At 68.3% G+C, this 20536-nt stretch carries 15 protein-coding genes; 10 read left to right on the top strand and 5 right to left on the bottom strand.

The genetic code is table 11. The features are described from left to right. Positions 1-22 precede the first annotated feature (22 nt). From kdsA to J7346_RS03365, 4 genes are read left to right on the top strand one after another with little or no spacing between them, the layout of a single operon-like run. Complete coding sequence (gene kdsA, locus J7346_RS03380; RefSeq protein ID WP_209117756.1) at positions 23-889, top strand: 3-deoxy-8-phosphooctulonate synthase; 867 nt, start codon at positions 23-25, stop codon at positions 887-889. A 48-nt stretch (positions 890-937) separates the two neighbouring features. After that, the gene (rfaE2, locus tag J7346_RS03375) at positions 938-2386 is read left to right on the top strand and encodes a D-glycero-beta-D-manno-heptose 1-phosphate adenylyltransferase (RefSeq protein ID WP_209117754.1); all 1449 of its coding nucleotides are present in this window, start codon (positions 938-940) and stop codon (positions 2384-2386) included. Positions 2387-2394: 8 nt separating this feature from the next. Continuing rightward, positions 2395-3384, top strand: coding sequence for an ADP-glyceromanno-heptose 6-epimerase (rfaD, locus tag J7346_RS03370; RefSeq protein WP_209118056.1), 990 nt, complete (start codon positions 2395-2397; stop codon positions 3382-3384). Next, positions 3381-4553, top strand: a complete 1173-nt coding sequence (locus tag J7346_RS03365) for a DUF3089 domain-containing protein (RefSeq protein WP_209117752.1) — start codon at positions 3381-3383, stop codon at positions 4551-4553. Before rfaD ends, J7346_RS03365 begins: the two co-directional genes overlap by 4 nt. On the opposite strand, the gene recG is transcribed toward J7346_RS03365, so the two are convergent. After that, positions 4499-6586 (bottom strand): ATP-dependent DNA helicase RecG, encoded by a 2088-nt coding sequence (recG, locus tag J7346_RS03360; protein WP_209117750.1) that lies wholly within the window; start codon positions 6584-6586, stop codon positions 4499-4501. The genes J7346_RS03365 and recG overlap by 55 nt on opposite strands. A gap of 95 nt (positions 6587-6681) precedes the next feature. On the opposite strand from recG, the gene J7346_RS03355 reads away from it, so the two are divergent. Both J7346_RS03355 and mfd read left to right on the top strand, forming a co-directional pair. After that, positions 6682-6990 (top strand): succinate dehydrogenase assembly factor 2, encoded by a 309-nt coding sequence (locus tag J7346_RS03355; protein ID WP_209117749.1) that lies wholly within the window; start codon positions 6682-6684, stop codon positions 6988-6990. Then, entirely contained in the window at positions 6990-10436 is a 3447-nt protein-coding gene (mfd, locus tag J7346_RS03350) for a transcription-repair coupling factor (protein ID WP_209117747.1), read from the top strand. Before J7346_RS03355 ends, mfd begins: the two co-directional genes overlap by 1 nt. A gap of 17 nt (positions 10437-10453) precedes the next feature. On the opposite strand, the gene J7346_RS03345 is transcribed toward mfd, so the two are convergent. Continuing rightward, the gene (locus J7346_RS03345) at positions 10454-11782 is read right to left on the bottom strand and encodes a diguanylate cyclase (RefSeq protein ID WP_209117745.1); all 1329 of its coding nucleotides are present in this window, start codon (positions 11780-11782) and stop codon (positions 10454-10456) included. A 187-nt stretch (positions 11783-11969) separates the two neighbouring features. Here J7346_RS03345 and J7346_RS03340 point away from each other — a divergent pair, with 187 nt between their 5' ends. Beyond that, positions 11970-12920, top strand: coding sequence for a YihY/virulence factor BrkB family protein (locus tag J7346_RS03340; RefSeq protein WP_245157603.1), 951 nt, complete (start codon positions 11970-11972; stop codon positions 12918-12920). Here J7346_RS03340 and J7346_RS03335 read toward each other — a convergent pair. Both J7346_RS03335 and J7346_RS03330 read right to left on the bottom strand, forming a co-directional pair. Beyond that, positions 12886-13119: a sulfurtransferase TusA family protein gene (locus J7346_RS03335; protein WP_209117743.1), complete on the bottom strand. Its 234-nt coding sequence runs from the start codon at positions 13117-13119 to the stop codon at positions 12886-12888. The genes J7346_RS03340 and J7346_RS03335 overlap by 35 nt on opposite strands. Further along, a complete protein-coding gene (locus J7346_RS03330) occupies positions 13116-13604 on the bottom strand; it encodes a CinA family protein (RefSeq protein WP_209117741.1) in 489 nt (162 codons plus the stop codon). Before J7346_RS03330 ends, J7346_RS03335 begins: the two co-directional genes overlap by 4 nt. Before the next feature lie 92 nt (positions 13605-13696). Here J7346_RS03330 and J7346_RS03325 point away from each other — a divergent pair, with 92 nt between their 5' ends. Continuing rightward, the gene (locus J7346_RS03325) at positions 13697-15970 is read left to right on the top strand and encodes a fused MFS/spermidine synthase (protein WP_209117739.1); all 2274 of its coding nucleotides are present in this window, start codon (positions 13697-13699) and stop codon (positions 15968-15970) included. Here the strand turns inward: J7346_RS03325 and J7346_RS03320 are convergent. Further along, positions 15967-17124 carry a bifunctional 2-C-methyl-D-erythritol 4-phosphate cytidylyltransferase/2-C-methyl-D-erythritol 2,4-cyclodiphosphate synthase gene (locus tag J7346_RS03320; protein WP_209117737.1) on the bottom strand — a complete coding sequence of 386 codons (1158 nt, stop codon included), beginning with the start codon at positions 17122-17124 and terminating at the stop codon, positions 15967-15969. The two genes, J7346_RS03325 and J7346_RS03320, sit on opposite strands and share 4 nt — an antisense overlap. A gap of 64 nt (positions 17125-17188) precedes the next feature. Between J7346_RS03320 and dusB the strand changes: the two genes are divergently transcribed. Continuing rightward, entirely contained in the window at positions 17189-18181 is a 993-nt protein-coding gene (gene dusB / locus J7346_RS03315) for a tRNA dihydrouridine synthase DusB (RefSeq protein WP_209117735.1), read from the top strand. Between the two features lie 59 nt (positions 18182-18240). Next, positions 18241-20529, top strand: coding sequence for a PAS domain-containing sensor histidine kinase (locus J7346_RS03310; RefSeq protein ID WP_245157602.1), 2289 nt, complete (start codon positions 18241-18243; stop codon positions 20527-20529). Positions 20530-20536: the final 7 nt, after the last annotated feature.

Below are 20536 nucleotides of genomic sequence, written 5' to 3'. Positions count from 1 at the left end.
CAGTCTCGGGAAATCGAATAAAGTGAGCCGTCCGAACAGCGTCATCGAAATCAAGGACGGGCTGAAGCGCCCGGTCACCATCGGCGGGGGGCGACGGATCGTCTTCATCGCCGGCCCCTGTCAGCTGGAAAGCCGGCAGCATGCCCTGGAAATGGCCGGGGCCTTGGCCGAGATCGGCGAGCGGCTGAATGTCGGCATCATCTACAAGACCAGTTTCGACAAGGCGAACCGGACCTCGGCCAGCGCCGCGCGCGGGCTGGGCCTGGCGGAGTCGCTGCCGATCTTTGCCGAGATTCGCGAGACCATCGGCCTGCCGGTACTGACCGACGTCCATTCCGAGGCCCAGTGCACCGAGGCGGCCCAGGCCGTCGACGTCCTGCAGATTCCGGCCTTCCTGTGCCGCCAGACGGACCTGCTGCTGGCGGCCGCCGCCACGGGCAAGGCGATCAACATCAAGAAGGGCCAGTTCCTTGCGCCCTGGGACATGAAAAATGTGATCGCCAAGGTCACGGGCGCGGGCAATCCGAATGTCATGGCCTGCGAACGCGGGGCCAGCTTTGGCTACAACACCCTGGTGTCTGACATGCGGGCCCTGCCGACGCTGCGCGAGATCGGCTGTCCGGTCGTGTTCGACGCGACCCACAGTGTGCAGCAGCCGGGCGGGCAGGGGACGTCCTCGGGCGGCCAGCGCGAATTCGTGCCGATCCTCGGTCGGGCGGCCGTGTCGGTCGGTGTGGATGCCGTCTTCATGGAAACCCATCAGGATCCCGACAACGCTCCGTCGGACGGGCCCAATATGGTGCCGCTCGACCAGTTCGAGGCGCTGGCCGCCCAGCTGATCGCCTTCGACGATCTGGTCATCGCCCAGGGTATCAAGGGCGGGGCCTGAGCCGGTCGACGACTGGACGTGTCCGGTACGGTGGGATAGCTCCAGACCATGAACCTCGCCGGTCTTCAAAGCCTGCTTGCCCGGGCCCCGTCCCTGACCCTCGCCTGCGTGGGCGACATCATGCTGGACCGGTTCGTCTATGGCGAGGTCAGCCGCATCTCGCCCGAAGCGCCGGTGCCCGTGCTGCGCACGCGCCGATCGGTTTCCATGCCGGGCGGTGTGGGCAATGTGGCCCGCAACCTGGCCTCGCTGGGCGCGCGCGTCACCCTCGGCTCCGTCGCGGGGGATGATGGCGAGGGCCGGGTGCTGGCCGGCCTGCTGGCCGAAGAGCCCGGTCTGACCGATGCCGTCCTCTATGCCCCGGAGGCACGGACCGTGGTCAAGACGCGCTATGTGGCCGCGGGACAGCAACTGCTGCGCCTTGACGAGGAAGAGTCCCTCGATACCGCCTGGGTTGGCGAGGGGGTGTTCGACGGCGCCCACGCCATCCTGATCTCGGACTATGCCAAGGGGGTGGTCAGCGATGCGCTGATCGCCGCGGCACTGGCCCATGCCAAGACGGCCGGTGTGCCGGTGATCGTCGACCCCAAGGGCCGGGATTTCGCGCGCTACGGCGCCGTCGATCTGATCAAGCCCAATGCCGCCGAACTGGCCGGCGCGACCGGCCTGCCGACCGACACGGATGCCGAGGTCGAGCGGGCGCTGGCGGCGCTGCTTGAGCAGACGACCGCCCGTGCCGTGGTGGTGACCCGCGCGGGCAAGGGCATGTCCCTGCTGCGGCGGGGCGGATCGGTGCAGCATATCCCCGCCCGGGCGCGGGAGGTGTTCGACGTGTCCGGGGCCGGGGATACGGGGCTGGCGGCCTTGGGGCTGGCGTTGGCGGCGGGCCATGACCTGTCGGCTGCGGCGGGCTTTGCCATCCTTGCGTCGGGCGTGGTGGTCGGAAAGAGCGGCACGGCGACGGTTACCCCGGCCGAGCTGCTGGAAGCCGAGCTGACCGGCGCCATGGACATCGATCACGGCCGGATCGTGCCGGTCGAGGCCCTCGCCGATCAGGTCGAACTGTGGAAAGCTGCCGGGCTGAAGGTCGGTTTCACCAATGGCTGTTTCGACATCCTGCACCGGGGGCATGTGGCCTATCTGGCGCAGGCCCGGGCCTGGTGCGACCGGTTGATCGTGGCCCTCAACACCGATGCCTCGGTGCGGCGGCTGAAGGGCGAGGGCCGGCCCGTCAATGATCTGGACAGTCGGGCGGCGGTGATCGGCGGCCTGGCCAGCGTGGACCGCGTAACGGCCTTTGATACCGAGACGCCTCTGGACCTGATCAAGGCCCTGCGCCCCGATGTCCTGATCAAGGGCGCGGACTATACGCGTGACACCGTGGTCGGGGCGGCCGAGGTCGAGTCCTGGGGCGGCGAGGTCCGTCTGGCGGAATTCTCGCCCGGACATTCCACCACGGCGACGATCGAGAAACTGTCAAAGGACGAGGGCCAGTAATGCGCCGCATGATCGTGGTGACCGGCGGGGCCGGCTTCATCGGCTCCAACATCGTGGCCCGCCTGTGCGCGGAAGACCGGTACGATGTGGTCGTATGCGACCGCATGGAGGAGGCGGATCTTGCCAAGTGGAAGAACCTGGCCAAGCACCCGATCGCCGATTTCTGGTGGCCGGAGCAGATGTTCGACCGGCTGGAAGCCCATGCCGACAGCATCGAGGCCGTGGTGCACATGGGCGCCATTTCATCCACGACCGAGCCGGATGCCGACCTGATTCTGAAGACCAATTTCGCCCTGTCGCGCGACCTGTGGGACTGGTGCTGCCGCAAGGGCGTGCGGCTGGTCTACGCCTCGTCGGCGGCGACCTATGGCGATGGCAAGCTGGGCTTCGATGACGACGACGACTTTGAGTCGTTGCAGAAACTTCGACCCCTAAATGCTTATGGTTATTCGAAATACCTGTTCGACCTGTATGCGACCCGGCAGGCCGCGCGCGGCCACTCGCCCGAGCAATGGGCGGGGCTGAAGTTCTTCAACGTCTATGGCCCGAACGAGTATCACAAGGGCGGGATGAAGTCGGTCGTCGCCCAGATCTGGCCGAAGGTGCAGGCCGGAGAGCCGGTCCAGCTGTTCCGCTCGCATCACCCGAACTATGCGGACGGCGGCCAGCTGCGCGACTTCGTGTTCGTCGATGACGTGGTCGATGTGGTCGACTGGCTGCTGGCCAGCGATGAGGTTTCGGGCATCTTCAACGCCGGATCGGGCCAGGCCCGCTCGTTCGCCGATCTGGCGCGGGCGACGTTCGCTGCGGTCGGCAAGGAACCTCAGATCACCTATATCGACATGCCCGAGGTGATCCGGGACCGGTACCAGTATTTCACCCAGGCCCGCATGGACCGGGTTCGCGAGCTGGGCTTCGACGGGCAGTCGACGCCGCTGGAAGAAGGCGTTCGTCGCTACGTCCAGTCCTATCTGGCGACGGACGACCCCTGGCGATGAGCCGTCGCGCGATCAGCTTCCGGTCCCTGCTCGGCTATGCCGGCTTTGCCCTGGTGTTCCTGATCGTGGCTGCCGCTGCCGTCTGGCGGGGAGACATCCTGCAGGCCGGCATGGACCCCGAGGTGCCATTCCAGACCTATGATCCGCCGCCGGCGCCCGACTATGGGCAGGCCTCGGCCTGGGCGATGCAGGATGTCGGCATCGAGGGCTCGGGACCGGCCGCCGTCTTCTTCATCCATTCGACCACCTATGACGGAGGGCGCGAGTGGAACGGCCCGATCGGCGAGGTGGATGCCGATGACTGGCTGTTTCGCGTGGTCATCCCGAACTATGCGGGCCCTTTCGCGCGGGCGGGGCGGCTGAGTATTCCCCGATACCGGCAGGGCAGCCTCTACACCCGGCTGACCCTCCGCGATGACGCACGCGAGGCCCGGGCCTTTGCCTGGAGGGATATCGATGCCGCCTTCGATGTGTTTCTCGCACAGCATCCGACGGGTCCGATCGTCATCGCCGGACTGGAACAGGGCGGCGAGCTGGCCGACCGGCTGGTGCGCGAGCGCATTGTCAGTGATCCGGCCCTGCGGCGCCGCGTCGTGGCGGTCTACATCATGGATGCCGTGGTCGCGAAAGCGCCCGAGACGCCCTCGCTGCCGCCGTGCCAAAGCCGTGAACAGCTGGGCTGTGTCGTCGCCTTCTCGCCGGTCGGGCAGGACAACGACGGCGCCGCCCGACGGCGGCTGCGCCGGGCGCTGGTCTGGGACGTCCGGGGACGGCTGGCGGATCTGGGGGACCGGGACGCCCTGTGTGTCAATCCGGTGACCGGCTCGACGGATGAGGCCGAGGTACCCGCTCGCCTGCATCGCGGCGCCACCAATGCCACCGGCCTGGAATGGGGCGCCCGCCCCGCCCTGATCGCCCGGAGCGTCGAGACCGAATGCCGCGATGGCCTGCTGCGGCACAGCGAGCCGTCCATGGAGTCCTTCCGCGAGTCCGGCAACTGGTCGGATCGCCGGAAATCTCGCCCATACAATCTGTTCTATGGCGATATTGAACACGATGTTCAGGAACGTCTGGCCCTGTGGCTGCGCCTCAACGGGCAGGGCAGTGCGCGCGATCAGTCGCCCGAGGGCCGCGAGGCACGCCAGTCGAACAGCGCCTCGAGCACCTGAACCGCCTGACCGCGCTCTGACGTCAGCGCCGGGTCGCGGCCCAGGATCAGGCGGGCGTCGTCGGCAGCCGCGCGGATGAGGCTGGCGTGGGCGGTGGGGTCGGCAAAGCGATAGGCGGGAAAGCCGCTCTGCTTCAGCCCCAGCGGATCGCCCCCTCCCCGGATGCGGAAGTCGGCCTCGGCGATCTCGAACCCGTCCTCGGTCTGGCGCAGGATGTCCAACCGCTCGACAGCTGTCTTGCCGAGCCCTGTGTCCGACGCGGCATAGAGCAGGGTGCAGGCGCTGGGCTTGTCGGACCGGCCGATCCGACCGCGCAGCTGGTGCATTTGCGCCAGGCCGAAGCGCTCGGCATGCTCGATGACCATCAGGGTGGCATTGGGCACATCCACGCCCACCTCGACGACCGTGGTCGCCACCAGCAGCGGCGTATGCCCGTCCAGGAAAGACTGCATGACGGTTTCGCGTTCCGGCCCCGCCATACGCCCGTGGACCAGTCCGACCGGCCGGCCCATCAGGCGGGACAGGTCGCGGGCCCGCTTTTCCGCCGCGGCCAGATCGACGGTCTCGGACTCCTCGATCAGGGGACAGATCCAGTAGGCCTGCGCCCCGGCCTCAATGGCGGCTTTCAGCCGGGTGGCGACCTCGGCCAGACGGTCCAGAGGCAGGACGGCCGTGCGGATCGGCCGACGGCCGGGGGGCTTTTCATCGAGCCGGGACACATCCAGCTCGCCATACTGGGTCAGTTCCAGCGTGCGGGGGATCGGCGTGGCCGACATGGTCAGCAGATGCACGCCGCCGTCGGGCCCGCCCTTGTCCAGCAGGCGCTGGCGCTCGCGCACCCCGAACCGGTGCTGTTCGTCGATCACCGCCAGACCGAGGCGATGGAAGGCCACGCTGTCCTGGAACAGGGCGTGGGTGCCGATCACGACCGGCAGGCGGCCACCGGCCAGCCCCTCCAGCACCGGGCGCCTCACGCTGGCCGGATCGCGACCGGTCAGCAGGGCACACTGGATGCCCGCCTCGGCGAACAGGGGCGTCAGCCGCTCGTGGTGCTGACGTGCCAGGATGTCGGTCGGGGCCATCAGGGCCGCCTGAAAGCCGCTGTCGACCGCGTCGGCGAGGGCGAGGGCGGCGACGGCCGTCTTGCCCGAGCCGACATCGCCCTGCAGCAGGCGCGCCATCTGTTCGCCGCTGGCAAGGTCGCGCCGGATGTCGGCAACGGCGCGCTGCTGGGCACCGGTCAGGGTGAAGGGCAGGGCGGAGAGCAGGCGTTCAGCCCCTTGTCCGGGGGCGAGGCGCGGCGCCCGGACCGCTTGCCGCGTGCGCCGGCGGCGGGCCAGCGCCAACTGGTGGGCGAGTAATTCGTCAAAGGCCAGTCGCGCCCGGGCCGGGGCCTGCGGGTCCAGATCGTGCTCGCCTCCGGGCGCATGCAGGACCGTCATCGCCTCGGACCAAGAGGGCCAGGCCTGTTTGGCCAGCCAGGCCGGGTCCTGCCATTCAGGCAGATGGGGCAGGCTTTCCAGCGCCGTGAGCACCAGCCGGCGGACCTGTCTCGAGCTCAGGCCCTGGGTGGCCGGATAGACCGGCTCAACCGGCACGATCTCGTCCCGCTTGTCGGGAGCGAGCACATAGTCGGGGTGAGGTATCTGGACCAGGTCATTGAATTTCTCGACCTTGCCGCTGACGATCCTGCGCTCGCCCTCGGGGCACTGGCGCCGGATCCAGGCCTCCGACCCGCCGAACCAGATCAGGGTGAGAAAGCCGCTCTGGTCATTGGCCCGCACCTTGAACGGCAGGCCTGGACGCCCCGGTTTGGTCAGGCCGCCCATGACCAGATCGAAGATGCCGATCTCTCCCTCGACCGCGGCCAGGGCCGTCATCTCGCGGCGCCGGATCAGGCCCGAGGGTGCGAGGAACAGCAGGTCACGGACCAGCGGCCCGGCCAGACGATGCACGGCCGGGGCCAGCCGGGGGCCCACGCCCTTCAGGCTTTCGACGGGCACGAACAGGGGGAAAAGAATCTCGGGCCGCATGGTGCGTCACGATAGCGATCCGCGACGGGTGGCGAAATGGACAGACGACCGCTATCTGACACGGCTCCACTCCTTTTGACCGGGCAAGAATTCTTGTGGCCGAAGACATCGCACGTGCCGAACTGACCACCCGGCTGAACCGTATCCGCTTTCGCGCCTGGCGCCGGGGCTTTCGCGAGGCCGACATGATCCTCGGCCCGTTCTCGGACCAGATCGCGCCCAAGCTGGACGAGGCGGAACTGACGCAGTTCGAGGCCCTTCTGGATGAGGATGACCACGCGCTCTACGGCTGGATCAAGGGCTCGACGTCCACGCCCCCCGAGTGGGAGGGGCCGTTGATGGACCGCATCCGCCGGTTTGTCGCCGAGTCCGTGTCGGCCGAGGTCGCGCGGGGAATCGGTTGATGGGGCAGTCGTCCGCCCACACCCCCCTGACCGGCGCCCCGGAAGGCCTCGACGCGCTGCGCATTGCCGAGCGGCTGGCGCCCGGCCGGACGGCGCTGTTCGTGGCGCGCGACGCCTCCCGTGCCGCCCGGTTCATCGACGCAACCGGCTTTTTCGCGGACGGGATCGAGATCCTCAACTATCCGGCGTGGGACTGTCTGCCCTATGACCGGCTGAGTCCCTCGTCGTCGGTGTCGGCGCAGCGCATGGCCGCCCTCAGCACGCTGGCCCAGGGCAGCACACCGGATCGACCGCGCCTGATCGTGGCCACGGTCGCGGCCGCCATGCAGCGGATGCCGCCGCGCGATGTGACCGCCAGCGCCGGCTTCGAGACCCATGTCGGGCGAGAGCTCGATACGGCCGCACTCGAGGCCTATTTCGCGACCAACGGCTATGTGCGCGCCTCGACCGTCTCCGAGCGGGGCGAATATGCGGTGCGCGGCGGCGTGATCGACGTCTATCCACCCGGGTTCGACGAACCCGTGCGCCTCGACATGTTCGGCCAGGAACTGGAGTCGATCCGGACCTTTGACCCGGCCTCGCAGCGGTCGACCGGCCAGCTGACCTCCGTGCAGCTGGCGCCGGTGTCCGAGGCCCTTCTGAACGCCGAGGCTATCTCGCGCTTTCGCACCGGCTATCTGGAGCGCTTCGGCACGGCGGGGGACGACCCCCTGTATGCCGCCGTCAGCGAGGGGGCCCGCCGTCAGGGACTGGAGCACTGGCTGCCGCTGCTCTACCCGCGGCTCGAGACCCTGTTCGACTACCTGCCAGCCGATGCGGTCATCTATCTGGACAGCCAGGCCGATCAGGCCCGGGGTGAACGCTGGGACCTGACGGTCGATGCCTTTGACGCGCGGCGCGAAGCCGCCCAGAGCGCGGCAGGCCGCAGCGCCCAGAGCGGACGCGCCCTGCCGCCGGATGCCCTGTATCTCTCGCCGGACGACTGGACCTCGGCGCTGGCGGATCGCGCCGTCGTCCAGCTCAGCCCGCTGACCGGGCCCGGAGAAGACGCCGGCGGGCGGCTGGGCCGGTCCTTTGCCGCCGAGCGGGCGCAGGACAGCGTCAATCTGTTCGAGGCGGTCGCCGCCTATGCCCGCAGCCGCCGCGAGGCCGGGCGCAAGGTCCTGTTTGCGTCCTGGACCGAGGGGTCGTCGGAACGGCTGGCCTCCATGCTGTCGGATCACGGCCTGAATCCGGTCGTCCCTGTGCGGGACTGGGACGATGTGCAGGCCGCCACCGACGCCCTCTATCTACGCGCCATCCTGCCCGTCGAAACCGGGTTCGAGACCGATGATCTGGTCGTCATCACCGAGACCGACATTCTGGGCGACCGGCTGGCCCGGCCCCGGCGCAAGCGGCGGGCCTCCAACTTCCTCGCCGAGGCCTCGGCCCTGACCACCGGCGACCTGGTGGTGCACCTCGACCACGGCATCGGGCGCTATGAAGGGCTGCGCACGCTCGACATCCAGGATGCCCCTCACGACTGCCTCGAGCTGGCCTATGCCGGCGACTCCAAGCTGTATCTGCCGGTCGAGAACATCGACCTGCTGACGCGCTACGGGGCCGAGGCCGAGGGCGTGCAACTGGACCGGCTGGGCGGAGCAGGCTGGCAGGGCCGCAAGGCCAAGGCCAAGGCGCGCCTGCGCGAGATGGCCGAGGGCCTCATCGCCCTGGCGGCCAAGCGGGCGCTGCGCGAAAGCGATGTGGTCACGCCGCCGCAGGGTCTGTTCGACGAATTCTGTGCGCGCTTCCCCTATGAGGAAACCGACGACCAGCTGAACGCCATCGGCGACGTCCTGTCCGATCTGGCCAAGGGCACGCCCATGGACCGGCTGATCTGTGGCGACGTGGGCTTCGGCAAGACCGAGGTGGCGCTGCGGGCCGCCTTCGTGGTCGCCATGACCGGTCAGCAGGTGGCGGTCGTCTGCCCGACAACGCTTCTGGCCCGCCAGCACTTCAAGACCTTCAGCGAGCGGTTCGTCGGCTGGCCGATCACGGTGCGCCACCTGTCGCGCATGGTGACAGCCAGGGATGCCTCCGAGACCCGCGCGGGCCTGAAGGACGGTACCTTCGAGATCGTGGTCGGCACCCATGCGGTGCTGTCCGAGCAGGTCGGCTTCAAGGACCTCGGCCTGGTGATCGTTGACGAGGAGCAGCATTTCGGCGTCAAGCACAAGGAGAAGCTCAAGAGCCTGCGGGCCGATGTGCACCTGCTGACGCTGACCGCGACGCCTATCCCGCGCACCCTGCAAATGGCCCTATCCGGCATCCGCGAGATGTCGATCATCGCCACGCCGCCGGTCGACCGTCTGGCCGTCCGGACCTATGTCGCGCCCTGGGACCCGGTCATGGTGCGCGAGGCCCTGCTGCGCGAGAAGTACCGGGGCGGTCAGGCCTATTATGTCGCGCCGCGGCTGGCGGACCTGCCCGACATCGAGCAATTCCTGCGCCAGCAGGTGCCCGAGGTGAAGGCCGTGGTCGGCCATGGCCAGATGTCCCCGACCCAGCTCGAGGCCGTGATGAGCGCCTTCTATGAGGGCGAGTATGACGTGCTGCTGTCCACCACCATCGTCGAGAGCGGGCTGGATATCCCCACGGCCAACACCCTGGTCGTGCACCGGGCCGACATGTTCGGCCTGGCGCAGCTGCACCAGATCCGCGGGCGGATCGGTCGGTCCAAGGCGCGTGCCTTTGCCTATCTGACGACGGACCCGAACCGGCCGCTCAGCCTGTCGGCCGAGCGCCGTCTGCAGGTGCTGCAGTCGCTGGACAATCTGGGTGCGGGCTTCCAGCTGGCCAGTCACGACCTCGACCAGCGCGGCGGCGGCAATCTGCTGGGCGACGAACAGTCCGGCCACATCCGCGAGGTCGGTGTCGAACTGTACCAGCAGATGCTGGAAGACGCCGTGGCCGAACTGCGCGAGCAGGGCGGCGACGCGCGGGATCGCGACTGGTCTCCCACCATCAATGTGGGCGCTGCCGTCCTCATTCCCGAGAGTTATGTGCCTGACCTGAACCTGCGCCTCAGCCTCTATCGGCGCCTGTCGGATGCCGAGCGCGGCGAGGATCGCGAGGCCCTGGCCGCTGAATTGATCGACCGGTTCGGCCCGCTGCCGGACGAGGCGCAGCAACTGCTGCGCATCGTCGGGATCAAGGCGTCGTGCCGCAAGGCGCAGATCGAGCGGATCGACATGGGACCCAAGGGCGCGGTGCTGACGCTACGCAACAATGCCTTCCCCAATCCGCTCGGACTGGTCGGCCTGATCCAGAAGAACACCGGGGTGTGGAAGCTGCGGCCGGACCAGAAGATCGTGGTCATGGGCGAGTGGGCCGATGCCGAGGCGCGCCTGAAGGCCGCCGAACGGATCACCGACTCGCTGGCCACGGTGGCGGCCCTGGAAAGCTAGTACCGGAGAGCCAGGCGTCAGCCGGCGGCCCGCGCGCTCTCTGACGCGAGCGCCGCCGAGGCGCGTTCGAGCGCGCGCGCAGGGGCTTCGCCCGGCTGCTGCTCGGCCACGCCCAGTTCGAAGTCGACCACGAAGGGCGAACGCCCGGGGCCGGCCTCGAAGGCCGTGCAGCCGATGACGGCCACGATCCGCTGGGCGGCAATTCGGGCGTGGGCTTCGGTCGTGCCGGGCAGGGCCAGCGCGAAGACCTCACTCGACAGACGGGCTGCTGTGTCCTCGGTCCGGATCAGTCGCGAGACCATGGTGCCGATCTGGGGCAGGGCGCGGGACAGCCAGCCGTCCCTGCGGGCCTCCTCGACCGCCGGCGTCATCGAGACCTTCAGCACACAGACCGACAGGGGGCGTCTACGCTCTCGGGCGGCCTCGCTCACCCGGCCGAGATGCAGGGCGAACAGGTCCCGGGTGAACAGCCCGGTGTCCGGATCAGTCAGCCCGGACCCGCGCACCGATTCCAGGGCCCGACGGACGCCGATCTGGCGCCGATGGAATCGCGCCATGGCCAACAGGCGCCGGGCCGTTTCATGCTCTTCGGTATCGGCTGCGGCCACGTCGGCAAAGCCCCGACCATACAGGTCGGACGCGTCGATCTCGGCCCCACGGCTCAGGTAGAGCATCACAGGAATGTGGTAGAGTCTTGTATTTCTTTTCATTCCTGACGCGATGGACAGGGCCGGCGCCTGGTCTTCGGCGCCCCAGAGGACGGCCGCGTCGAACGGGCTCTCGTGCAGATAGTCAAAGGCAGTGTAGGGGGTGGGGGCCGCCACGACTTCCGCCCCGTCCTCGGTCAGGGCATTGGACAGGGCGAGGAATCGCCGGTCGGGCTTGCCGGCCGCCAGGATCCGGACCGGGGCGTCCACGGGAGGGACATCGATGGGCTGGGCGTTCTGGCGGAAGGTCTCGATTCGAAGGTTGAGCTCTTCTTCGGCCAAGGCCGCCCGGACCAGCTGTTCCAGACGGATGCGCAGCTGCACGGGGTGCGCCGGCGCCGTCATGGCCAGATCCACCGCCTCGACCTCGGCTGCACTGGCGGCTCGCGTCATCAGGGCGATGACCGCCAGATAGCGGGGCGAAGCAAGGTCCTTCAGTCGCGTCGCGACCGCTGCAACATCGCCGTCGCCGCCCAGCAGGATGGTCGCCTCGATCGGAAAGTCTTCCAGCACGATTTCGGCAGCCTCGGGCGTGGAGGCGGTGATGGTGGTCCAGCCTTCACCGTCCAGAAGTCGACACAGGGCGTCAGCCTCGGAATCTTCCTCGGCAACGACCAGAATACGCGGATCGAAATCCAAGACGGTTCGCCCCCTTCAGCCCCGAATCCTGCCCCGGAGCGCAGCCCGACAGGGCGTGACCATAGACAGCCCCCCGTCGCTCTCGCAACCGGTTCCGGGACCTCCTGGGGGAAGAGGGTTTGCAAAGTCACAAAAAAGTCTAGTTTCGCGCCGGATTGCCGCTGAGCGGGTCACCGAGAGATTGATCTTGAAAACGGACACTCCCTGGAGCCGGGCAGGCTTCTGGCTTCGATTGTCAGGCCGTGCCTTTGCCCGCAGCTGGGGTCGTGACGTCATGCTCTACACGGGCGGCGTCTCCTTCTTTGCCCTGCTGGCCGTGTTCCCGGCGGTGGCGATTCTGATCGGCCTGTACAAGGTGGGTCTGTCGATCAGCGAGGTCAGCGCCCAGGCCACGGCCCTTGCCGACGTCATGCCGACGGCCGCGCGCGCCATCTTTCTTGAGGAAATCACCCGCCTGACCAATGCCTCGGCGCGGACGGTCTCGACCCAGAGCGCCTTCGCCCTCGTCATCGGTGCCTATGCGGCGCACCGGGGGTTCAAGGCCCTGCTGGCGGGTCTGAACCTGATCCATGATGAGGCCGAGCCGCACGGCTTTCTGAAGTTCAATCTGCTGGCCTTTTTCGTGGCCCTGTTCGCTTTCGGCCTGTTCACCGTCGTGTCGGGCGCGGTCGTCACGGCCCGCCTGATGTCCCACGCGGATGCCGTTGGCACGGGTGAGGAGGTCACGGGCGGCTATATGCCGATGGATGTGTTGCTGCCCGCTATCGGTCTGTCGTTCGGCCTGACGCTGCTCTACCGCTATGCCATGTCGCACAAGTCGCGCGTGGCCTGGCGGCCGGCCATTACCGGCGGGGTAATCGCCACCCTCCTGTCGATGATCTCGTCATGGCTCTGCGCCATCTATGTCGAGCAGATCGCGGTGTTGGGCGCCACCTACGGCTCGGTCGGTGCGGTCGTGGTGCTGCTGATCTGGCTGTCGTGGAACGTGAATGCCATCTTCTATGGCGGCGCCTTCGCCACCGAGATGGAAAACGACAAGCGCGCCCGCGACGAGGCCCTGATCCTCGAGGCGGAAGAGGCGCTGACGCAAACCCCAAAGGTCGTCAGTCTGACGGCGCGGCGCCGGTCTCAACAGTAATCTCAAGCCCGCTCTCGACGTCCTGAACGGTCAGGACCCGGTGCGGCCCATCAGCCAGCATGTGGGGCACGTCGATGCGGGCCATCGGATCCGTGGCCAGCAGGCGGATCGTGTCACCGGGACGGGCCGTCTCAAGCGCTTTGGCCAGCCTGAGGCTCGGCACCGGGCAGCGGTGACCTCGCGCATCGACGACCGTCACGACAGGGCGTCCCGCAACATCTCAAGCGCCTGCTGTGTGGCGGCCAGCCGGATGGCCTGACGATCCGCCTCGGCAAAGCGACGCTCGACATGTCGCACGCCCCCCGGCCCCGCGAGCCCGAAGTGGACCAGTCCGACGGGCTTGTCCGCCGAGCCTCCGCCGGGGCCGGCGATACCGGTCACCGACACAGCGACGTCCACGCCTGCGCGACTGCGGGCGCCGGCGGCCATCGACTCGGCGACAGGGCGCGAGACAGCCCCGTGGGCCTCCAGTAGGGCAGGCGGAACGTCCAGCAGCCGCGTCTTGGCCTCATTGGAATAGGTCACCACACCCTGCTCCAGCACGGCCGAGGAACCTGCCACCGACGTCAGGGCGGCCGCAACCAGTCCGCCGGTGCAGCTTTCGGCCGTCGCCAGCATGACGCCGCCGGCGCGGGCACGGGCGACAACGTCCTCGGCCAGGGACAGAAGGTCGGTCGGAAACATCTCTATGGGCTCGGACGAGTCAGGCTTACGGTGGGCACAGGGTGACGTGGAGACGCCCGTCTGTCGATGCATCGATCCATTCCGGAGCCGGCATGAGTGAACGCAGCCTGTCCTTCGGTGGGCGCTGGGACACCGAGCGCGCGACGCCGATGATCTTCGGCCTCACCATCTTCACCTCGGCCATGCTCGTGTTCTCGGTCCAGCCGATGATCACCAAGCTGGTGCTCCCGGTACTCGGCGGGTCCCCTTCGGTCTGGAACACGGCCATGGTCTTCTTCCAGACAGGCCTGCTGGCCGGCTACGCCTACGCCCACCTGCTGCAGAGAGTGTCGTCGCTGAAGCTTCAGGTCGGAGTGCATGTCGCGCTGCTGGTCGTGGCCGCGACCTTCCTGCCCCTGCGCGTCAACGGGCTGCTGGGGGATCCTGATCCTGCGGCCCCGATCGGCTGGCTGCTGGCGACCCTGGCGCTGTCGGTCGGACTGCCGTTCGCGGCCCTGTCGGCGACGGCCCCCCTGCTACAGGCGTGGTACGCGCGGCTGAGGGCCGGGCATGCCGACGGGCAGAACCCCTATGTCCTCTATGCGGCGTCGAACCTCGGCAGCTTCCTGGCCCTGCTGGCCTATCCGGTCGTGATTGAGCCGCTGGCCTCCCTGTCCGGCCAGCGCTTGGGCTGGAGCGCGGGCTACGGGGTGTTTGTCGTGCTGATCCTCGCGCTGGGCCTGACCGTCTGGCAGGCCCGTGCGACCGGCCGATCCGGGCCCGACCCCAGGCCACTGCCGGCCAGCCCGGCCATCCCCTGGCGCGAGCGCGGGTTGTGGGTGCTGCTGGCCGCCGCGCCGTCCAGCCTGATGCTGGGCGTGACCGCCCATCTGGCCACTGATGTCGCCTCGGCCCCTTTCCTGTGGGTGATCCCGCTGGCGCTCTACCTGCTGACATTTGTGATCGCTTTCCAGAACCGCCCCTGGATCCCGATGCCCATCACCTTTGTGATCCAGTCCGCCCTGCTGGCGGTGACCGTCAGTCTTGTCGCCTTCCGCAGCTCCAGCTGGACCTTCCTGCTGCTGGTCAATCTGGGCGCCTTCTTCTTCATCGCCCTGTGGTGCCACCAGATGCTGGCGGCACGGCGCCCGCCTCCGGACCGGCTTACGGAGTTCTTCCTGCTGCTCTCGGTGGGTGGCGTGCTGGGCGGTGCTTTCAACGCCCTGATCGCACCTGTGATCTTCAACATGGTCTGGGAGTATCCCCTGGTGCTGGTTGCCGTCGGCCTGGCGCGCCCCTGGCGAGGGCCGTTGACGCTCCGGCACGGTTCCTTCCTGCTGGGAGGGCTGGCTTTGGCGATCCTGCCGCACATTATCTACGATCTGGTCCAACGGACCCCTGCGCTGTGGCCCATGTTCCATGAGATCAGCACCTTGCAACTGGCCATGGCGACACTGGGCGCTGCGGCCATCTTTGCCTTCATGGTTCGCGATCGCGCGCTCGTCTTCACGGCCATTCTGCTGGCAGTGACGCTCTCGGCCCAGCACATCACCCGAGGCTATGACTGGAGCCTGACCGAGCGCAGCTTCTTCGGCGTGATGCGGGTGGCCCGGATCGAGGACCCGGGCATGGGCGGGCCCGTGCACGTCCTGATGCACGGCACGACGCTGCACGGCGCGCAGGCCCGAAATCCCGAATTCGCCTGTGATCCCACCCTCTACTACGCCTATGACACGCCGATCGGCGTGGCGACCTGGGTCGTCCAGTCACGCGCGCCCGCCGTGCGGATGGGGGTGGTCGGGCTGGGGTCCGGCGCGATGGCGGCCTACAAGCGACCGGGTGACAGCCTGACCTTCTTCGAGATCGACCCCATGGTCGACCGGATGGCCCGGGATCCCCGCTGGTTCACCTTCATCTCCCACTGCGCCTCTGGTCCGGTCGAGACGGTGCTGGGCGATGCGCGTCTTACCCTTGCGAATCAACCCGACGCGGCCTTCGACCTTCTGGTGGTCGACGCCTTCTCGTCCGACGCCATTCCCACCCACCTGCTGACGGTCGAGGCGCTGGCGGACTATTTGCGCGTGGTAGGGCCGACAGGTGTGGTCGTGCTGCACCTGTCCAACCGGCACCTCGACATCACCCTGCCGGCCGTGGCCGCCGCGCGACAACTGGGCGCGACCGAGCGTCACCGCATCTATGTCGAGGCGGCGGACCGGCCGGATATGTCCGAGGCGTCGACCGAGGTGCTGATGCTGTCGGCCACGCCCGCGGGGCTGGCGGACTTCACTACTGACCCGGGCTGGAAAACGATTGCCGAGACCGACGTCAGGCCCTGGACCGACGACTACGTCAATCTGTGGGGCGCCCTGATGCGCGGCAGCTTCTAGCGCGAGCGGGGCAGGGTGACGGTGGCTACGGCTTGCGCGGCCAGCCCCTCGTTGCGACCGGTGAAGCCCAGTTGCTCGGTCGTGGTCGCCTTCACGCTCACGGCATCGAGTTCCAGCCCGCACAGCTCCGCCAGCCGTGCCCGCATGCCCTCGCGATGTGGTTTGATCTTCGGCTGCTCGCAGATCAGCGTCACATCGACATTCACCAGAACTCCGCCGCGGGCGGCCAGTCGCTCGACAGCGTGAATGAGGAACTGGTCGGACGCGGCCCCCTTCCACTTCGGATCGGTGGGCGGGAAGTGGTCGCCGATATCGCCGTCGCCCATGGCGCCCAGAATGGCGTCGGTCAGGGCGTGAAGGCCTGCGTCCGCGTCGGAATGACCGATCAGGGTCTGGTCATGGGAAATCTCGACCCCGCACAGCCAGACCGAGGCGCCCGGCCCCCAGCGGTGGACGTCGAACCCCTGTCCCACACGGGTCACCATCGGCGCCTCAAGCCCCCTCGCCAGAGCCTCGGCCATGATGAAGTCCTCCGGATAGGTCAGTTTGAACAGGCGCGGATCGCCGGCCACCAAGACGACACGCCCGCCCGCCGCGCGCACCGCCTCGGCCTCGTCTGTGGGCGGGGCTGCACCGGACCACCCCGCGAGTGCGTCGACGACCGTCGAGCGACGGAATGCCTGCGGGGTCTGGGCGCGATAGAGGCCGTCGCGGTCCACACTGTCACCCAGCGCTGAGTCTGTGCCGCGTCTCAGGCTGTCGACGGCGGGCAGGGCGGGGACGGCCCCGTCGAACGTGTCCAGCGCGGTGAGCAGGCGGTCAATCACAGCCCGGTCCAGAAAGGGGCGCGCTGCATCGTGGATCAGTACGGCCTTGTCGTCGGGCCCGCCCAGGGCCTTCAGGCCCCGCGCGACCGACTCAGCGCGCGTCGCGCCGCCCTCGACCATCCGCCATCCCTCCAGGCCTGAGAGCGTCGTCGGCCCTTCGGCCAGTCGGTCCGCCGCTGCCACAACGATGACCTCGCTGGCCCCGGCCTTCAGGAGGGCGTCGACCGACCATCGCACCACAGGCATGCCGCCCAGGGCGACCCAGGGCTTTTCTACACCTGCCCGGGAGCCCGAGCCCGCGGCGACAACGACGGCCTGAAACTTCATGCCCCGTCTTCTAGGGGGCGACCGCGCCCTTGACGAGAGGGGGCAGGGGCGAAGATAGGGGCCGATGCCTTCCTCCCTCGTCATCGGCGATGTGACTGTGCCCGGCCGGGTCCTGATGGCGCCGATGACCGGCGTCACCGACCTGCCATTCCGCCAGCTCGCATCGGAGCTGGGCGCGCCTTATGTGGCGACGGAGATGGTCGCCTCTGCCGAGCTGGCCCGTGGACGCCCCGATGTAGTGCGGCGTGCCGCGGTGGGCGAGGGGCTGCCGCTCACCGTCATCCAGCTGGTCGGGCGCGATCCGGAGGCCATGGCCGAAGGCGCCCGAATGGCCGAGCGCGCCGGCGCCGATATCATCGACCTCAACTTCGGGTGCCCGGCCAAGGAAGTGACCGGGGCCGCGTCCGGCTCTGCCCTGATGCGGGTGCCGGACCTCGCCTGCCGGATCATGGAGGCCGTGGTAGGTGCCGTCAGCCGGCCGGTGACCGTCAAGATGCGGTTGGGTTGGGACGAGACGTCCCTGAACGCACCCGATCTGGCCGCCCAAGCCGAGCAGATCGGGGTGAAGGCGGTGACGGTCCATGGCCGGACCCGCAAGCAGTTCTACACCGGCCAGGCCGACTGGCAGGCCGTGGGGGACGTCAAGGCGGCGGTGTCCATCCCCGTGATCGTCAATGGCGATGTGGTCACGCTGGACGATGCCCGCGAGGCCCTGACCCGGTCCGGGGCAGACGCTCTGATGCTGGGGCGGGGTGTCTATGGCCGGCCTTGGCTGGCGGCCCGGCTTCAGGCGGGGCTGGACGGCGGGACAGGTCCAGAGGCGCCGGATCGGGCGGAGCGGCTGGCCCTCGTCATCCGGCACATGCGCGCGTCACTGGACTTCTATGGCTATCCGCTGGGGCTCAAGATGTTTCGCAAGCATCTGGGCTGGTACATCGAAAACGCACCCTGGCCGGAGGAGGCCACGGAGCGGCGCGCCGCCAAGGCCCGCCTGTGCCGGCTGGATGACCCGGATGCCGTTGCCGGGGCTCTCGCGGACCTCTGGTCGGACCGGTGACGTAATTCCGCAACTAACCTGTTGATCATCGGCCACAGGTGTCGGATGGTGTCGGACGCATGACCGGCCCTGTTATCGCAGACCCGATGCCCAGAAGCCGCCCGCTTGATGCGGCGATCGGCGCTCTGCGCGCCGGAATCGCCACACCGGCCGGCCGACCGGTCTTCGGCGTAGCCTATGCGCTGGCCTTCATCATCACCGTCGCGGCCATCTGGCTGGTGGCCATCGCGCCCGAGGCCGGGGGTGAGGGGGGCGCCCGCGCAGCCGCCAGTCGCGCCGTCCTCTACATCCTGCTCGGCAATCTGGTGCTGATCCTGACGCTGGCCTCCGGGGTCGGCGTGCAGGTGCTGGACCTGATCCGCAATCGCCAGCAGGCGGGCGCCAGATTGCACCTCCGGTTCGTCACCCTGTTCTCGCTGGTGGCCGTGGTGCCCGCCATCCTGATCGCCCTGGTGTTCGGCGTGCTGGTCAACCGGGGCGTCGATCAGTGGTTCAGCGTCAACGTCAGCGAGGCCGTCGAGAACGGGGCCGACATCGGCCGCGCCTACGTCCGCGACGTCAGCCTCGAGCTGGAATCCGACCTCGCCACCATTGCCAATGAGCTGACGGCGCCCGAGGCTCGGGCGGACTTCCGCAACAGCCGGATCCGGTTCTCGGGCCTGCTGGCCCAGACGGCCGACATCTTTGGCTATCCCGCCCTCTATATCCTTGATGGCGATGGTCAGGTGCTGGCCAGTGGCGAACTGCCCGGGGCTCCCCTCTACGTCGGGCCGCCCCGGAGCGATCTTGAGATGGCCGCCCAGGGCGAGATCGCGCCCAGCGGCGTCACCGAGAACCCGGACACCATCCGCACCCTCTATCCGCTGACGGGCTATGGCGACGCCTTCCTTTATGCCGTGCGGCCCCTTCAGCCCGGGCTGATTGCCCAGATGCGCAATAGCCGACAGTCCATTGATGCCTATCGCGAGGCCAAGGAGAGCCGCGCCCGCATCCAGGCGGCCTTTGCCCTCAGCTATCTGGAAACCGCCTTGCTGGTGCTGGTCGGGGCGGTGTGGCTGGGCATGTCGGCAGCCAGCGCCATTTCGGTGCCGATCGGGCGCCTGGCCCAGGCCGCCGACCAGGTGGCGAGCGGCGACCTGTCGGCCCGCGTTCAGGTCGACAAGGAACCCCATGAAATCGCCGCATTGTCCAATGCCTTCAACCGCATGACAGGCGATCTTCAGGCGCAACAGGAGGCTTTGAAGGCCGCCAGCGAGGACGCCCAGGGCCGTAGTCGCTTCATCGAAACCGTGCTGTCGGGGGTCAGTGCGGGGGTGATCGGTCTGGACCGCAAGGGGCGCGTGTCGGCCATCAACGCCAGTGCGGTCGAACTGCTGGGCCTGCCCGACGATGACCTGACCGGTCAGGAACTGGCGGCCTTTTCGCCGGAGCTCAGCGAACTGCTCAAGCGGGCCGAAGCCCATATCGAGGAAGACATCGACGTCACGCGCGACGGCGAGACCCGGCGCCTGCGGGTCCGGATCGAAGGTGGGCTTGGCGGTGAGATGGTGCTGACGTTCGACGACATCACGCGTCTGGTGACGGCCCAGCGCAATGCGGCCTGGCGTGACGTGGCGCGCCGCATCGCCCACGAGATCAAGAATCCGCTGACCCCGATCCAGCTGTCGGCCGAACGCCTGCGCCGCAAATACCGGCCTCGCATCTCGGACGACGTCGAAACCTTCGACCGCTGCACCGAGACCATTATCCGGCAGGTGGGCGACATCGGCCGGATGGTCGATGAGTTCTCGTCCTTCGCCCGCATGCCGGCGCCCCGCTTCGCGCCCGAGAACCCTGCCGAGCTGCTGCGTCAGGCCGTCTTCGCCCAGCGCGTGGCCGTGCCCGATGTGGAGATCGAACTGCAAAAGGGCCTGCCGCGCCATACGCTGCAATGCGACGGCCGCATGGTCGGTCAGGCCCTGACCAACATCCTGAAAAACGCCGGAGAGTCTGTCGTCGCGCGCCGGGCCCTGACCGGAGAGGACGGCAACAGCCCCGCCATCCTGGCCCGTATGGAGGTCGACGACGGCACGGTCACCTTCATCATCGAGGACGACGGCGTCGGCCTGCCCGAAAAGGACCGCGATCGCCTGACCGAGCCCTATGTCACCACGCGCGAGAAGGGCACGGGCCTTGGCCTGGCGATCGTGCGCCGCATCTGTGAGGACCACGGCGGCGAACTGAAGCTGGCCGATGCCGAAACTCTCAAGGGCGCCCGGGTCTGCCTGGTGTTCCCGCTCAAGGCGCCCTCCCTGACGGGGTCCGCGCCTGCCACACCCTCAACCTCCACCGCCCCGGCGGCTGAATAGAGAGAAG

Source organism: Brevundimonas sp. A19_0, assembly GCF_017744255.1.
Classification (GTDB): domain Bacteria; phylum Pseudomonadota; class Alphaproteobacteria; order Caulobacterales; family Caulobacteraceae; genus Brevundimonas.
Note: the sequence above shows the minus strand (reverse complement) of the source record. Positions and strands in the feature narration are given on the sequence as shown.

What these genes read in the sequence shown, in the direction of transcription:
- mfd (WP_209117747.1), top strand. Translation starts at nt 6,990, where the DNA reads ATGGGGCAGTCGTCCGCCCACACCCCCCTGACCGGCGCCCCGGAAGGC.
- J7346_RS03330 (WP_209117741.1), bottom strand. Translation starts at nt 13,604, where the DNA reads ATGTTTCCGACCGACCTTCTGTCCCTGGCCGAGGACGTTGTCGCCCGT.
- dusB (WP_209117735.1), top strand. Translation starts at nt 17,189, where the DNA reads ATGCCTTCCTCCCTCGTCATCGGCGATGTGACTGTGCCCGGCCGGGTC.
- J7346_RS03365 (WP_209117752.1), top strand. Translation starts at nt 3,381, where the DNA reads ATGAGCCGTCGCGCGATCAGCTTCCGGTCCCTGCTCGGCTATGCCGGC.
- rfaD (WP_209118056.1), top strand. Translation starts at nt 2,395, where the DNA reads ATGATCGTGGTGACCGGCGGGGCCGGCTTCATCGGCTCCAACATCGTG.
- rfaE2 (WP_209117754.1), top strand. Translation starts at nt 938, where the DNA reads ATGAACCTCGCCGGTCTTCAAAGCCTGCTTGCCCGGGCCCCGTCCCTG.
- J7346_RS03310 (WP_245157602.1), top strand. Translation starts at nt 18,241, where the DNA reads ATGACCGGCCCTGTTATCGCAGACCCGATGCCCAGAAGCCGCCCGCTT.
- J7346_RS03320 (WP_209117737.1), bottom strand. Translation starts at nt 17,124, where the DNA reads ATGAAGTTTCAGGCCGTCGTTGTCGCCGCGGGCTCGGGCTCCCGGGCA.
- J7346_RS03325 (WP_209117739.1), top strand. Translation starts at nt 13,697, where the DNA reads ATGAGTGAACGCAGCCTGTCCTTCGGTGGGCGCTGGGACACCGAGCGC.
- recG (WP_209117750.1), bottom strand. Translation starts at nt 6,586, where the DNA reads ATGCGGCCCGAGATTCTTTTCCCCCTGTTCGTGCCCGTCGAAAGCCTG.